Raw genomic sequence first — 15,946 nt, 5'->3', positions numbered from 1 at the left:
GTGGATCAAAATCTTCCTTCTCACTTAAAAACAAATAAAATACAAGCTATTATTGATGCATTACCAGGCAGCCGTAATAAAGATTTTCTACAATCAGCTAAGCTCATGGTTACCAGAAATGCATACACATTGCCTCCGTTTGGAGTGGTAACTTACAAAAGTTTGGTTGATTGGGAAGACAGTAGGTCTCGCAGTTATTCTAGATTAATTCATGGACACACCTTTTTAGGATGTTTGATTGAAGCTTATAGAGAATCCGGACAAGTTCAATATCTTACAAAAGGTATGGATTTAATCAGGGATTGGATTCAAAAACACACCTTTGAAACGCATAAAGGAACAATGGCTTATCACGACGAAACTACCGCATTGCGCTTGCAGTACTGGCTACGCTTCTATATCTTTGCGCAGACAGTGCTCTCAGCGGAAGATATGTGTTTGCTGGAAGAGAGAATGTGGACAACAGCAGAACTGCTAAGTGAAGATTTTTTCCATTCCACAAATACAAATCATGGTATGTTTCAAGATATGGCGTTGCTTTTCTTTGCAGCATATTATGGTGATACGAATGAACGAAGTATGTTTTATAAACAGCTAGCAGTTAAACGTTTGGAAGACTATTTCTTATCAACCTTTACAGCAGATGGTGTTCATAAAGAACACTCACCATCGTATCATTTAATGGTGGCTTCCTATATTAAGAAACTGGTAGTATGGATGAATGATATAGATAAAGAAGTAAGTAATTCTTTCTTTAGTATGTATAAAAATTCTGAGCCGTACTCGGTTCATATTATTAGACCTGATGGATATCTACCGCCCCTTTGTGATACAGAGGCAAAATCAGTATTAGAAAGTAGCTATGGTAAATTATATGATAGCAATGCATATTTATATGCTGTAACAAAAGGTAAACAAGGGGAAGTCCCGCAGGAGACAGATAAAGTGTTTGCAGAAGCTGGCTATGCTATTTTTAGAGATGATTGGAATAAAAAGGATAAAGCAACATATGTGTTGTTTACCGCAGCTTATAATGCGGATTATCACAAGCATAGCGATGATTTAAATCTCCATATTTACGCAGGTGGAGAGATTATCACAGAAGCTGGCCCAAACGGATATAATTATCAAGACCCCTTTACTAAATACGCTTATTCATCATTTGCACACAATACGCTTGTTGTTGATGGTAGAAGTTTACCGAGAACAGATAAACAATATGACAAGGTATACATTGCTGATTATCATATAGAGCAGTCGCAAGCGGAAGCTACAGGTATAAATTTGCGTTACGAAGGTGTTGCTCATAAGCGCCGTGTTCAATATAAGAAGGAGCAACAGGTAATACACGTAACAGATACTGTAGAGTCTTCGGATGAGCATGAGTATAAGTTACTTTGGCATGTTGCACAAGATATTCGTGTACGTGTTTGGGAAAATACAGTTGAGTTGTTCCGTAAAGGTACAAAAGTAATGGAGATCTTCATCTCAGCAAGTGTACCTGCACAAATTAAAATAATTACAGGGCAAGAAAAACCACAGGTGCAAGGCTGGGTGTTCCCTAAAATGGAGGCTAAGCTACCTGCCACTGTAATTGAAGTTACAATGCGTGGTACGAATGTCTTTTGTGAAACAGAATTTCGCATGAAAGATTTTGCTTTGAGAGGAGATTTTGAAAAACGGTCTGCTCTTATAACTGAAACAGCAACACAGTTGCTACCAGATAATGCAATCACATACACTTTACATCCTGCAAAAGCGGAGAATAAAAATAAGCTTTTAGTCGTTTTTTGTGATCAAAGTAGTCAAAGCAAGTACAATGAGCATTTGCAGTATGTATCTGTTAATAAACTATTTATCACCAGTGTGAATATAGATTCTGAAATACCTTGTGTTGAAGAAGGCCGATACGAAAAGGAGAATGCTGTAATTGCATTGATTCAACGGATTATGTCTTCGCACTCTGTATTGCACAAGGATGTAACATTAATTGGTGCTGAAAAGAATGGATTTTCCGCTTTGTATTTCGGTGCAAAATACCAATTTGGTCACATTATAGTAAGTAATCCACAAATGCAATCTAATGAGCACTTGATTAATGAGAACAATGCAGCGGCTATTGTACAGTATGTTACAAAAAGCAATATGCCCCACTGTAATCGGTACTACGATAGGTTACTCCTAGATGCCTTTTCTCAGATTTTGCAAAGCAATATGAATCTGCATATAAAAGTGGGTGTTAAAGGGCATAAATACATTTCGTATGTAGATAATGTGCGTGACATATGCTTAAATGCGGGATGTAACCTTCAATTGACCACTGAAAACATCACACAGCAGGATTCTAATGCCACATTCTATTCCTATATGTTGCAGCGCGTATGTAATCTTCTTGATATTGAGTATAAGGCGACTACATCGATAAATCATGAACAAAGTCAATTTGTGATGCAAAATGTAAAAATTGAGAAGCAAGATAGTAATAGACTTGTAGCAAAATGTACAGCAAAGGGAAAAGGCTTACGATATGCCTACTATGTATATCGAAACAAAGAAGTTGTTCATAAAACACCATACGGCTTAAATAGCGAGTATGTTTATAATATTGAAGAGTCAGGTGAGTACATGTGCCGCATATATGTTCGTAACGCGGACAAGCAAGTAATTGCTAGGAATACGAATCTCTTGAAATTTTAATCTACTATGATATTAGGGGGATATAACTATGAAAATTTGTACAATGGGTCTTGGATATATCGGATTGCCAACATCTGCAATGTTTGCTAAATACGGTGCTGAGGTAGTAGGTGTGGATATTTATCCAGAGGTAGTGGAGAAATTGAACAGAGGCGAAATTCACATTGAAGAGCCAGGTTTAGGAGAAGTAGTAAAAGAAGTGGTAGATAAAGGCTTATTCAGAGCTTCTTTAACACCTGAAGCAGCAGATGTATTTATTATCGCGGTTCCGACGCCAAACCATAACGATGAGCATAAGTCTTGTGATTTAACATATGTATTAACTGCAACAAAACAAGTATTACCTCATGTAAAAAAAGGAAATGTAATTATTGTAGAATCTACAATTGCCCCACGCAGCATGGATGATTACGTAAAACCTTTGGTTGAAGAGGCAGGCTTTACAGTAGGTAAAGATATTTTTCTTGTACATTGTCCTGAACGCGTATTACCAGGTCAAATTATGCATGAGTTGGTTCATAACAACCGAATTGTCGGCGGTGTAACAGAAGCTTGTGCTGAAGCTGGTGCACGCGTATATGGCTTGCTTGTAGAAGGTGAAATTATTAAAACAAATGCTAAAACAGCTGAGATGTCCAAATTAATGGAAAACACCTTCCGTGATGTAAATATTGCATTAGCAAACGAGTTAACCAAAGTGTGTAACTCCTTAGAAATCAATGCTTTGGATGTTATTGAGATGGCAAATAAGCATCCACGTGTAAACTTGCATAGCCCAGGCCCTGGTGTTGGGGGCCATTGCTTAGCAGTTGACCCTTACTTTATTGTGGCGAAAGCACCTGAGCTTGCGAACATTATTAAATTGTCTCGCGATACGAACGTATCTATGCCCCATTATGTAGTTGATAATGTAAAACAGCTTCTAGCTGGAGAAGAATCACCTAAAATAGCTGCTTTCGGTGTAACGTATAAAGGAAATGTTGATGATATGCGTGAAAGTCCAGCAATGGATATCATTGATTTGCTTCGTAATGAAGGGATCCATGTTGCCGCACATGACCCGCATGTTGTACACGAAAGCTTAGTATCTGCCGAAGAAGCAACGAAAGATGCTCATATGATTTTAGTATTAACAGATCATAATGAATTTAAAGATATGGACTATAACCAATTCGTAGGTTCTATGAAAACACCATTCTTATTCGATACAAGAAATTGTGTTGGTGCAGCGAAGCATGATAAAATGAAGGTTGTGAATTTCGGTAATTTGCATGAATTCCTAAAACAAACAGCTGTTATGGTGTAATGATGATATAAGACTGTTTTCGTTGTGAGTTCAGCAACGAAAACAGTCTTACTACTTTCAAAGACTTATCCGTTCGCTCGTGGTAAAGGGGGGGTTGTGTTGGAAAAGAGAAAAGAGAGCTGGTTTGCACGATTGATGGGGATGTTTGTTCGGGCGGATCAAGAACAACAAATACCTGATGGCTCTTTGCAAGGTAATACGGAAAGTATGGCTATAGAAGAGAAAGCTACTAAGGAAGAGGTGCAACCTGAGAGTAAGGTTGTACCAATTGGCATATTAGGCAGTTGTGTGACACGAGATGTATTCAACTTTGACGAAAAAAAGCAATTTACAATCAATTATTATCAGGCAAGAACATCTTTGGTTAGCTTAATGTCGCCTTCTTTAAAAGTAAAAGAAACAGATATAGCATTAACAAGTGCCTTTCAGAAGCGAATGGTATTAAGTGATTGCAACAAAACCTTCTTCAAACAAATTGCTTTAAGAAAACCGGAATACCTTATTATTGATTTTATTGATGAACGATTTGATGTGATTCAATCTGGCAATGCATTCGTTACCAGGTCACGTGAATTTATCAACAGTAAATTGTCTCAAAATATTCGTAAACATGCCCGCTTCTCTGTTGAAGAAAGGGATGAGCTTTGGAATGATGCTGTGCAAAGATTTGCAGATAAGATCGTAACACTATATGAACCTTCTCAGCTTGTTCTCCATGAAGCATATTACAAAGATAAATATGTTACAAAAGACGGAGAGGTTCGTTCATTTGATGCGGATATCTTAAGTGATAATGAGAAGAATAATCGTATATTACAGGGATTTTATCAGCAATTACAGCAACTCATACCTGGTATCGTAGTAATTAAACCTTCGGAAAAATACCTTGCCTCAGAATCACATATGTGGGGACTATCTCCGTTTCATTATGAGGATGTGTATTACCGTGAGTTTATTACTACCTTTGAAAAATTGTGTCAGTAAGAACACTGTTATGTTTCGGATAGGAGAGAATGGCAGTATGGATATAGCCAATATGAAGTTTGCTCAAATGGCAGGCTCAATCGTATGCAACGGTCGTGAGTTGCATGTGAAATTAAGAAAATCATATGAATTTCAGAAGGAATATGTGGGTAGGGTATGAATGCTATTAAAACAGTACTTCAAGAGCAGTTTCAAAACTTATATTTAATTAGGAGATTATCTGCTTACGAGTTAAAGCAAGCATATGCAAGTAATGCATTAGGGTCGTTATGGATTTTTTTAAATCCTTTAATACAAGTGTCCTTATATTGGCTAGTATTTGGTCTTGGGATTCGTGGCGGGCAGCCAGTACAGGGAATTCCATATTTTGTTTGGATGATTTGTGGATTGATTCCATGGTTTTTTATTAGCGCTGCAACCGGACAAGGCTCAAGCTCAATCTATAGCCGATTAAATACAGTTGCAAAAATGAATTTTCCTTTAAGTATCATTCCAACATACGTAGTGTCTGCTCAGTTATACACACATGGTTTATTATTAATTGTTCTGTTAGGAATCGTAATACTTAGTCAGGGCTTTAGTGATATAAATATATTCGGTTTAATTTACGGTGTGGGCTCATTAACTGTATTTTTGGTGTGTTTGGCATTTGTAACATCCACCTTTTCAACAGTGCTACGGGATGTTCATATGTTAGTTCAATCCTTCATGCGGATGTTATTTTTCGTAACCCCTGTATTGTGGGAACCAAAAGAAAATATGCCGGAATTCTTTTTAATGATAATTAAATTGAATCCGTTTTACTATATCATTGAAGTGTATCGTTCATCTCTTGTATATGGAGATATGAGCGTCTTATTTTCTGGATACACATTGTATTTTTGGACAATTACAATTGTATTGTTTGTGATTGGTGCTACGATGCACATTAAGTTCCGAAAACAATTTGTTGATTACTTATAAAAGGTGAGTAACCACATGGCATATAAAGTGAAATTTAAACACGTAACGAAGCGTTATAAAATGTATAACAAACCTTCTGAAAAAATTCTTGATTTATTTTCAAGTAAAGAGCAAGGCGAGTATCATTATGCTTTAAATGACATTTCTTTTGAGGTTCCTGAAGGTGAAGTAGTGGGAATTATCGGCCTAAATGGTTCGGGGAAAAGTACACTTTCCAATTTGATTGCAGGTGTGACTATGCCAAATGAAGGACAAATCTTTACAAAAGGTACAGCTGCGCTCATTGCTATTGGTTCTGGATTGAACCCACAGCTTACAGGGATAGAGAATATAGAAATTAAAGGATTAATGCTGGGGTTATCAAAAGAGAAGATCAAAGAAATTACTCCTAAGGTAATGGATTTTGCAGATATTGGAAAATTTATTTATCAGCCTGTAAAAACATATTCTTCAGGCATGAAATCACGTCTTGGATTTGCCATCTCCATTCATATCGATCCAGATATCTTTGTAATTGATGAAGCGCTATCTGTTGGAGATCAAACATTTACAGATAAATGTTTGAACAAAATGAATGAATTTAAGGAGAATGGCAAAACAATCTTTTTTATTAGTCATTCTCTGGCACAGGTGAAAAGTTTTTGTACAAAAGCAATTTGGTTGCACTATGGAACTATTCGCGAATACGGAGATGCTTCCGAAGTAGTAGATCATTATATGGACTTCCTAAGGGATTTCAACAAAATGACTATGGAAGAAAGAAGGCAATTAAGAGAATCTCAAATTAAAGAGTTCCAACATGGCTTATTGCAGAATACACCAATTCCTGAGCGAAAAAAACGGAAACGAAGAAAACTTCCCTTTCTTACATTGGCAGCAATAGCAGCCCTTGGAGGTGCTGGAGCTACATATGCTTATAAGCATAATAAGAGCAAGGTACAGGAAAGGCCCGCATCGGTAGTGAAACAACCTGTACAACACAAGACAGAGGAGCAACCTCCTGTTGTACAGAAGAGAATAGCTGTTAAGAATATGCATGTTGTAAACGGAACAGATGTGATGATACGAAAAGAGCCCAATAAAATGAGCTCTCCAGTCATGACCACAGATGTCGGAGAAGTATATGAAGTGATACAAGAGAAAAGGGATGCGGAGCAGAATATCGTTTGGAAACAGCTGAAGTTGAAGGACAGCACACTTGGTTGGATGAGTGTACAATGGCTTACTGGATATGCAACTGATCGAAAAGCTTTACCTGATACGACACTGAATATTTTCAATAAGACGATGCAAGAGGATTATAAGGTAACTTTACTTAGCCTTGCAAAGTACTTTGAAAAAACAGAGGAACAGTTAAAGGCAACATATCCTGTACAACTAAAACAGTCTAAAGTGTCCGGAGAAAAAATTGTTGTAGGCTCAAACCTTGTGTCTTTTATCCTTTGGAAGGATCGAGTATATAACATTACATTACCTGCTTTACAGCTTTCTATATCACAGGCTGCTTCGTTACTAGAACAACCGATTGTAAAGAACAATGGGGTAAATCACATTCTATTTGAAACAGAACGATACTATGTTACTATAACAGAAACAGTTCAAACAAAAGATACAGTTCGTGTATCATTGACACAAAAGTAAGAGGGCGCTATGCTCTCTTTTTGTAGGATATATAAGAATTAAGGAATAGAAAACTTCCGCCTTACAACATAATTTCTATATGTTTGAGGGGGAAGTTATTTTTATCTTGTTTTAATATTATTGTCAGTTATAGTTGTTTTATCTAATTGCGCAGCATTCCCTTTTATAAAAGGACCTTTTATATTCTCTACCGTATTTCCTGAAGCAATCATATCGCCGCGATAACTATCCAAAAGTACTACAAAATTTTCTAAGGAGCTATTGTATCTACTCTTATAAGTATTATTCAATAAATTGACATGGTTACCATAGGAAGTGGCGACAAAACTTCTGCTAAAGCCGGTATGAATGTTATTTTTTATGGTAATATACGTTCCTCTTGTGACAAATCCATAGCTAAAGTTTTCCACATAGTTGTTTTCAAATGTGATGTGCTCAGCGGTAGAATGTGTACCAAAGCCACTATTTCCACTAGCAAGAACACCATCTTTATAGCCGTAAGCTTTCGAATGTCTGACTGTACCATATCGCGAAGGTGTGTCTCCAGAGAAATCAACGCCGCGACGCACTCTCATAAAGGTACTATCTGTAATGAGAGTTTCCGAGCCGCCGTAGTCTTGAATACCATAACCAGATGTAATGTCCTTAGTGGTTCCTAAATTCACATTGGCTTGACTGACCACACTTTGGAATGTTGCATTTAACAATAGTCCCACACGTTGTGAATTTTTAATGGATAATTTATCAAAGTGAGCATTACTCGTATAACTTACTTTCATCATGACCGTGTTATATGGGTTAGGATGGGCAAATGAAACGTTTCGAATTTGTAATTTTGAGTTTGGATAAGCCGTAGCAGTGACAGTTTCTGTTAGATCAACTTTGTAACGTTCTTGTGTGGTGCGATCTAAATAAATAATATTACCTTCTATCTTTGTAATCTTATGAAGCTCACCTTTTGTTAAGTAACCTCGATTATCCCAATACCATAGCTTTGTGGAGCGCAAATGCAGTAAATCTCCCTCTTTCATGCCTGTTGCGTCCTTTACTACTACATACGGTTTATTATAAGCCACATTCTTTGCAACTGTTGTAGAAGCGATTGGTTTGTTTTCAAAAATAAACGCAGTCTCTTCACTTTGCTGCAAAATAGTTGCAGGTGCTTGTGTATAGTCTTTCGTTTCAATTACAATAGATTGCTTGCTTACAAGTGGCCGATCAATAATATAGGTAGCATGATTTTGTAGCTGAACAATTCCCCCAGCGTTTAGCGCTTTTTGTAGCGCCGTGGTATCAGGTTTAGTATCAAATCCGTTTGCGCCAAATTGTTCTGGTGTATGCACCATAGGTGTGGCTGGTACTGCGACAGGAGCAGGGCGCTTCGTAATAGAAACTGCTGGTTTATACCAGAAGCTTCTTAACACAATAAAAAGAGTTACAAGCAAGCAAGAAATAAGTATAGATATCAATAACTTTTTATGTATTTTTTTCATACTACACCTTCTAAATTATATAAGTCTTGTAGCTGCATAAGTGCTACAGGAAAAGATGAATAGCCTCTACAATGTTTGTCACTATAAAATAGAGGGCCTAACATCGTACGTAATAGTTTAACATTAAGTTCAAAATGACACCAATGCTTTTGCACGATACTGTTATTTTATTGTATGATAGGGTCATATTATTTCGCAGAGGTGAAGATGTACATATGAACAGGAAAATAAAGGTAATGACTATATTTGGTACAAGGCCCGAAGCTATTAAAATGGCTCCGCTCGTTTTAGAGCTAGAAAAACATACAGAGCAAATTGAATCTATCGTGACAGTAACCGCACAGCACCGACAAATGTTGGATCAAGTTCTGGAGGTTTTTGGTGTTACACCTGATTATGACTTAAATATTATGAAAGACCGTCAAACATTGCTTGATGTAACAACAAGAGGTTTAGAAGGTCTTGATCGAGTCATGAAGGAAGCAAAACCAGATATTGTATTGGTTCACGGTGATACAACAACAACTTTTATTGCGGGACTTGCTGCTTTTTATAACCAAATTCCAATTGGCCACGTAGAAGCGGGTCTTCGTACATGGGATAAGTATTCTCCATATCCTGAAGAAATGAACCGCCAACTTACTGGTGTATTGGCTGATCTTCATTTTGCACCAACAGCAAAATCCTCAGCGAATTTATTAAATGAAAATAAACAGGAAGCACATATTTACGTAACTGGAAACACAGCTATTGATGCACTGAAAACAACAGTAAAAGATACGTATGAGCATCCTATTTTAACGCAGGTTGGTAACGATCGCCTCGTATTAATGACAGCACACCGTCGTGAAAATTTAGGGGAACCGATGCGGAATATGTTCCGTGCTATCAGAAGACTTGTTGAAGCGCATGCGGATATTCAAGTAGTTTATCCTGTTCACATGAATCCAGTTGTGCGTGAGACAGCAGCAGAAATTTTAGGAGAAAATGGGCGTATTCATTTAATTGAACCGCTTGATGTAATCGATTTCCACAACTTTGCGGCACGTGCCACGTTGATTTTAACAGATTCTGGTGGTGTGCAAGAAGAAGCGCCTTCTCTTGGTGTACCTGTATTGGTGTTGCGTGACACTACTGAACGTCCAGAGGGTATTGAAGCAGGCACGCTTAAACTCGCTGGAACTGATGAGGAAACAATCTTTTCACTTGCGAATGAATTACTATCTAACCAAGAAGCATACGAAAAAATGGCGAAAGCGTCTAACCCGTATGGAGATGGCCATGCTTCTGCACGAATCGTTGACGCGATTATTAACTATTTTAATAAGTAAACATATGCGCATGATAAAAAGCACGGGACGCCCGTGCTTTTCTTACTTATAAACCGTAATCGAATCAATATTTACATTCGAGGCTGACTTACGGGCCCCTTTTGCAACTTTACCCGTCCACTCAATCGTCAATACATGGCGACCGTTACTTAGGCCTGTTTTCTTATAATACTCTGCTTTATATGCACTCGACGTCGCATGCAGGCTAACCTCACTGCTTGCACCATCTATTGTTACCTTAGCAATTCCTTGGTTATTTGCTTTTACGCCGCGCAGAGAGACGCCTGTGCCGTAAAAGACAAATTCCAGCTTAGCGCCCTTTGTATTGGCAACAGCGTAAGAGCTGCCGGATGCGCTGGATGATGAAATGGTGTTCCATGTACCCATGTAGGTGAGGGCGCTAAAGTTATTTTCATATGTTCCTGCTCCAGTGCCGGCGCTTTTTTGAATTTTTAACGTATACTGCCCAGAGCCTGAGAAGGCGGAGGCATCGATGTAGTATGTGCCGGACTTTGGTGCTGTGTATACAACGCCCTCTGAAGAAGTCTTATTCTTTTCCGAATAGGCTACAATACCATCGCTGCTTTGTACTGTTTTCGCACCGGGTCCGTATAGATACACGTCAAAGTCTGTACCGGCTGCACCGGACATCGAAACGCTGAGACGATCGCCTTGACTTAAAGCGATGGCGTACACGTCATCTTTATCAGAGGAGCTCAATGTGTTTGTTACACTCGTTCCTTTAAAAGGTAAACCTGGAATCTCGTTGTCCGTTTGTATGAACACAGCCGCGCTTGCATTTAATAAGCCACCGGACTTTACTGCGTTCGTTAGTGTGGATAGCTTTGTCACACTAGCAAGCAATTTTGCTTTTAAATCTGCGGTTTTATAAGCTGTGTTCGCACTCAGCATCAGCGCCGCTACACCAGAAACATGCGGTGTTGCCATAGACGTACCGCTCATAAAACCATACGAATTCTCAGGTAGTGTGCTGGCGATATGATCGCCAGGTGCGGCTAAATCCACGTACGCTGTGCTGTAGTTAGAGAAATCTGCTAGATAGCCGTCGCTATCAATTGCTGCGACGGAAACGATGTTATCAAGGTCAAAGGCGGCCGGATATTGGGAATACCAATCAAGGCTGTAGCCTTCGTTACCTGCAGCTGTTACGAACAACGCGTTTGAATCGCGGATGGCTTCATATAGAGCTGAGCTGTATTGACTGCCGCCCCAAGAGTTGTTTGTAATTTTCACGCCCATTTTTTTCGCATAGTTAATGGCTTCAACAGCATCAAATGTATTGCCGCCGTCCGGTCCTAAAAACTTAATCGGCATGACCTTCACATTTGGTGCGACGCCGACAACGCCAGTTGTATTAGAAGAAGCGGCAATCGTACCAGATACGTGTGTCCCGTGCTTGTCACCGTGCCAATAGTTGTATACGACGTTGTTGTCATTATAGAAGTTCCAGCCATTTACATCGTCCACGTAGCCATTTTTATCATTATCTATATAGTCGCTTGGAACCTCACCTTTATTCACCCAGATGTTATTCATAAGATCTGGATGGGAAATATCAGTTCCGGAGTCAATCACACCCACAACAACAGAGGCATTTCCTTTTGTTTTTTCCCAAGCTGCTTCTGCCTTAATGTCCATGCCTGCCGTGCCATAATAGCCGTTTACATATTGCCCCGTATTCTTCAGTCCCCATAAGTAGTTAAAATACGTATCGCTGACGCTTTTCGGAGTAGCTGCCGGATAGAGCTTATAATTGGGCTCTGCATATTCTACTTTACCTGTCGCTCGTAAAAGTCGCGCTACCTCTTCAGCCTTCAAACCAGACGTAAATCCCAGCAATGCTAATTTCGCGTTGCCTTTACTTGTCTTCTTTACGGAAAGACCAAGTGTTTTTTCAAGTGCGCCTAAATTCTGTACCTGAACCGCCGATTTAAATTTAACAATCACCTCATTTGCCTTATATGCTGATGTTTTGCTTCGTTGTGAAGCAGTGGCGAATGACTGTTTCTCTTGCTTTTTCTCAGGTACTTGCAGGATGGGAGAAAGCGGTGTACTGCCCTTTTTAACAGGCTCATCCACGCCCGCTGCTTGTGCCTGAAATGGAATCAGTGTGCACAGCAACCCAGCGCTGATTAGTAAGCTTTTTAATTTTTTCACATTGTTTCCCCCTTTGTATGTATATGATTGGCTGTGATATGTGTAGTAGATGAAGTGTAAGTACTTATATATCTAAAAATGTAAATATAAAACCAAACATGCTAATGATAAGCTACAACAGAAGGGGATGCAATCTTTTCCTCTCGCTACAGGTCGACTGCATTCGACAATCGTAAGCTCTTATTTTGCATGTACTTTATGAACCATTATTCTCCTTTCTTTGAAATCTATGATATATTACTCAAGAAAAATATTCCAAAAAATATATATTTCCTTATAATAGGATATGTGTGAGTTTGGTTGAAGTAATGTAGTACGCACAATACCTATTTAGAAGAGGAGCAAGCACATGATGTCAAAGCGAATGAAAAAGGTTTATAGTTTGCTAATCTGTTTTACTTTCATTCTATCTATTCTCAGTCCACTTCGCACTGCCGCAGCCCCAATGGACAAGGCTGTCGAGCTGAAGTTCGGTACACCAGCAACAGGAAAGCTAAAGGCTGGAGAAGAAGCGTGGTTTAAAATCTCTCCAGGGAAAAACGTGTCTACTGCAAGTCACGTGTTTTTCACGGTGAGCGGTACAAGTACACCGCACTTTACCGTGTATGCAGACCTACAAAGTGCACAAAATGAGTTTACATATGCAAATTATGAAAATCGAGTGGATGGATTAGAGTATCCACTTGCTTGGACAGGTCCTTACTATATTAAAGTAGTAGCGGAAGCTGCAGGTGATTACACAATCAATACAGAAGCTGTCACAAAACCGCCGGGTGAGCGCGAAGAGGATGGCGGTATGTGTATGATTGAGGAATCTGTTAAAGGACAAAAAACAAGCCTTCAAACACTTGCGAGCATGCGTACCATTCGTGACTCTTTACTAAACCAAACAAAGGTCGGAAAAGAAATTACTTCCTTGTATTATAAGGTATCGGCTACAACTGTGTTTGATGTGGTAAAGGATAAAAAGTATCGCGATGAAATTTTAAAATACCTCGAGCAGTTACGACCATTGCTAGAGGAGCTTGAAAAAATTGCAAAGGGTAAAAATAGCGATTATACCATCACAGATAAAGACTATCAAACTATCATTGGATTAAAGGATCTTGTATTAAGCAAATCCACGACATCTGTAACAAAAGAAGTAAATGCACAGTGGACGACAGTCAATGCTGTCGGAATTAAAGGTAAAAAACTGAATGTATTGGTTGAGCAGCTGCAGCTCAAGCAAAAATCAAAGAAATACGTAAACAACGAGATTATCGTCTCTGTAAACAATACAGCTGCCAAAGATGCGATGGTAAAGGCGGCGGGAGCTCTATCTGGCAAGCAGGTCAAGGTAGAGGCAATGACAGCAAAGGGTGTTGCAATTGCGAATACATACGTTTTGAAATATGAAGGCAATCAATCACCAGAAGAACTAGCTGCATTATTGCAAAACCATCCGGCCGTTACATATGCAGAGCCAAATCACATCGTGCGCTCGTTCGCAAACGATATTCAATACCAATATCATTGGTCTCTGGAAAATAATGGTCAAGCAGGCGGCGAAAAAGGAGCTGACATCCGCTATAAGGATATCATCAGCCTTTTAGCTGGCAAAAAATATAATAATACGCTGATTGCAGTCGTTGATACAGGCACCAATTACACAGTGCAAGATTTAAAGTCTGTTGTACGCACAGATCTAGATAAAGACTTCGTAAATGAAGATGATGATGCCATTGATGATAATGACCACGGCACACATGTCGCAGGAACGATCGCGGCATTAGGCAACAACAGCTATTCGATGACAGGTATCAACCCGTTTGCTAACATCCTGCCTGTAAAAGTATTGGATGCAGATGGCGGTGGTACGGTGGAACAAATTGCACTAGGTATTCGCCATGCGGTAGATAAAGGGGCAAAGGTCATTAACCTAAGCCTTGGCTCTAGCGAGTTTAGTGAGACCATTGAAAAGCAATTGATTTATGCAAAGCAAAAAGGAGTTACAGTTGTTGCGGCAGCTGGTAACGACGGAGAAGGACAGCTAAGCTATCCGGCAAGCTCCGAATATGTAATTAGTGTAGGTGCAACAGATCCTGCTGATATGCGTGCCGAGTTCTCCAACTTTGGCAAGGGCTTAGATATTGTCGCACCGGGTGTAGGAATTCCAAGCTTGATGCATGACGGTGAAGTGATGTACTTGTCTGGTACATCAATGGCCGCGCCGCACGTTGCGGCTATAGCTGGCTTAATTTACTCCATTAAGCCGAATGTAAAGCCTAATGAAGTACAGCAAATCCTAACAAAGAACACAGTAGATTTAGGTGCACTGGGTTATGATGAAGAATACGGCAGCGGCCGCCTAGATGCATCTCGCGTCTTGCATGCGCTTGGCTTTGCCTATCCAAAGCCTGCAAAACCAACTGTAAAACCGGTAGATGACAACGATACGGTCATCACAGGAACAGCAAAGGCGCAATCTATTATTGTCAAAAATGGCAAATCCATTATAGGTAACGCCCCGGTTGATGCAAAAGGAAACTACACAATTAAAATTAAAGCACAAAAAGCGGGGACTGTTCTGCATGTATCGGCTATCAGTGACAAAGGTGTTGTTGGTGATCCGGTCGCAATTCCTGTAAAAGATGCTACACCACCGGCCAAGCCAACTGTCGAGACGGTAAGTAGTAAATCTACATCTGTCATCGGACAAACCGAAGCAGGTGCAGTTGTAACCGTAATGAGCGGTACAAAAACGATTGGAACAGGCAAAGCAAACAGCAAAGGTCGTTTTTCTATCGCCATTGCAAAACAAAAAACAGGGACAGAGCTCACAATTACAGCGACAGATGGTGCGAAGAATGTAAGTGGAAAGAGCATTGTGAAAGTAAAATAAATGAAATGAGGCACCTGTACAGGTGTCTCATTTTTAGTGAAAGAGAGATACGTGCATAAATCAATCAAGCTTTTTAAAGCAGTCATATATTTCTCAAATAATCTAGTAAATTTTCTTACTTTTCATAAAAACGTGAGAAAATTCGAGGAAAACAAAGCAAAATTGAAAGATATTGTCTATATTTCGGCAATTTTGGGATATTTGCCATTTCCTTTTTGTTGTCAGTCGTCATATAATAAAGACGAATACGACACATGAGGCAAGATGCTTCATTTCAATTTATGAATGAACACTGCATATTGCCTTTCCCCTAACTTGGTCACACGCTCATTTCGGCCTCCGTGTCACTTGTCGAGAAATCGTCATTTGCAAACCGGAAGAGTGTGTGCATTTTTTTTATATTTTAGCGTACATGGTGATTCATGTGCGCTTTTTAGTATGCATCCGAAAAATTACATAGACTTCTTTG

Annotated in this window: 9 protein-coding genes; 7 read left to right on the top strand and 2 right to left on the bottom strand. The window is 39.3% G+C overall.

Going from position 1 to position 15,946, the window contains the following annotated elements; translation table 11 throughout:
• The 5 genes from MUG87_RS11355 (at position 1) to tagH (ending at position 7,591) form a co-directional block, all read left to right on the top strand.
• A complete protein-coding gene (locus MUG87_RS11355; protein ID WP_247082168.1) occupies positions 1 to 2,697 on the top strand; it encodes an alginate lyase family protein in 2,697 nt (898 codons plus the stop codon).
• 28 nt (positions 2,698 to 2,725) lie between these two features.
• Positions 2,726 to 4,003, top strand: a complete 1,278-nt coding sequence (locus tag MUG87_RS11350; protein ID WP_247082166.1) for a nucleotide sugar dehydrogenase — start codon at positions 2,726 to 2,728, stop codon at positions 4,001 to 4,003.
• 99 nt (positions 4,004 to 4,102) lie between these two features.
• Positions 4,103 to 4,987: a DUF6270 domain-containing protein gene (locus tag MUG87_RS11345; protein WP_247082164.1), complete on the top strand. Its 885-nt coding sequence runs from the start codon at positions 4,103 to 4,105 to the stop codon at positions 4,985 to 4,987.
• Positions 4,988 to 5,143: 156 nt separating this feature from the next.
• The gene (locus MUG87_RS11340; protein WP_247082162.1) at positions 5,144 to 5,950 is read left to right on the top strand and encodes an ABC transporter permease; all 807 of its coding nucleotides are present in this window, start codon (positions 5,144 to 5,146) and stop codon (positions 5,948 to 5,950) included.
• 15 nt (positions 5,951 to 5,965) lie between these two features.
• Entirely contained in the window at positions 5,966 to 7,591 is a 1,626-nt protein-coding gene (tagH, locus tag MUG87_RS11335; RefSeq protein ID WP_247082160.1) for a teichoic acids export ABC transporter ATP-binding subunit TagH, read from the top strand.
• 101 nt (positions 7,592 to 7,692) lie between these two features.
• Here the strand turns inward: tagH and MUG87_RS11330 are convergent, their stop codons facing one another.
• Positions 7,693 to 9,084, bottom strand: coding sequence for a right-handed parallel beta-helix repeat-containing protein (locus tag MUG87_RS11330; protein WP_247082157.1), 1,392 nt, complete (start codon positions 9,082 to 9,084; stop codon positions 7,693 to 7,695).
• Between the two features lie 215 nt (positions 9,085 to 9,299).
• Here MUG87_RS11330 and wecB point away from each other — a divergent pair, with 215 nt between their 5' ends.
• Positions 9,300 to 10,415 (top strand): non-hydrolyzing UDP-N-acetylglucosamine 2-epimerase, encoded by a 1,116-nt coding sequence (gene wecB / locus MUG87_RS11325; protein ID WP_247082155.1) that lies wholly within the window; start codon positions 9,300 to 9,302, stop codon positions 10,413 to 10,415.
• A gap of 42 nt (positions 10,416 to 10,457) precedes the next feature.
• Here the strand turns inward: wecB and MUG87_RS11320 are convergent, their stop codons facing one another.
• On the bottom strand, positions 10,458 to 12,593 hold the full coding sequence (locus MUG87_RS11320; RefSeq protein WP_247082153.1) for a S8 family serine peptidase: 2,136 nt from the start codon (positions 12,591 to 12,593) through the stop codon (positions 10,458 to 10,460).
• Positions 12,594 to 12,942: 349 nt separating this feature from the next.
• Between MUG87_RS11320 and MUG87_RS11315 the strand changes: the two genes are divergently transcribed.
• Positions 12,943 to 15,477, top strand: a complete 2,535-nt coding sequence (locus tag MUG87_RS11315) for a peptidase S8 (RefSeq protein ID WP_247082151.1) — start codon at positions 12,943 to 12,945, stop codon at positions 15,475 to 15,477.
• Positions 15,478 to 15,946: the final 469 nt, after the last annotated feature.

The sequence above is a fragment of the Ectobacillus sp. JY-23 genome (assembly GCF_023022965.1).
In the GTDB taxonomy this organism is placed as follows: domain Bacteria; phylum Bacillota; class Bacilli; order Bacillales; family Bacillaceae_G; genus Ectobacillus.
This window is presented reverse-complemented; position numbering and strand designations above follow the sequence as displayed.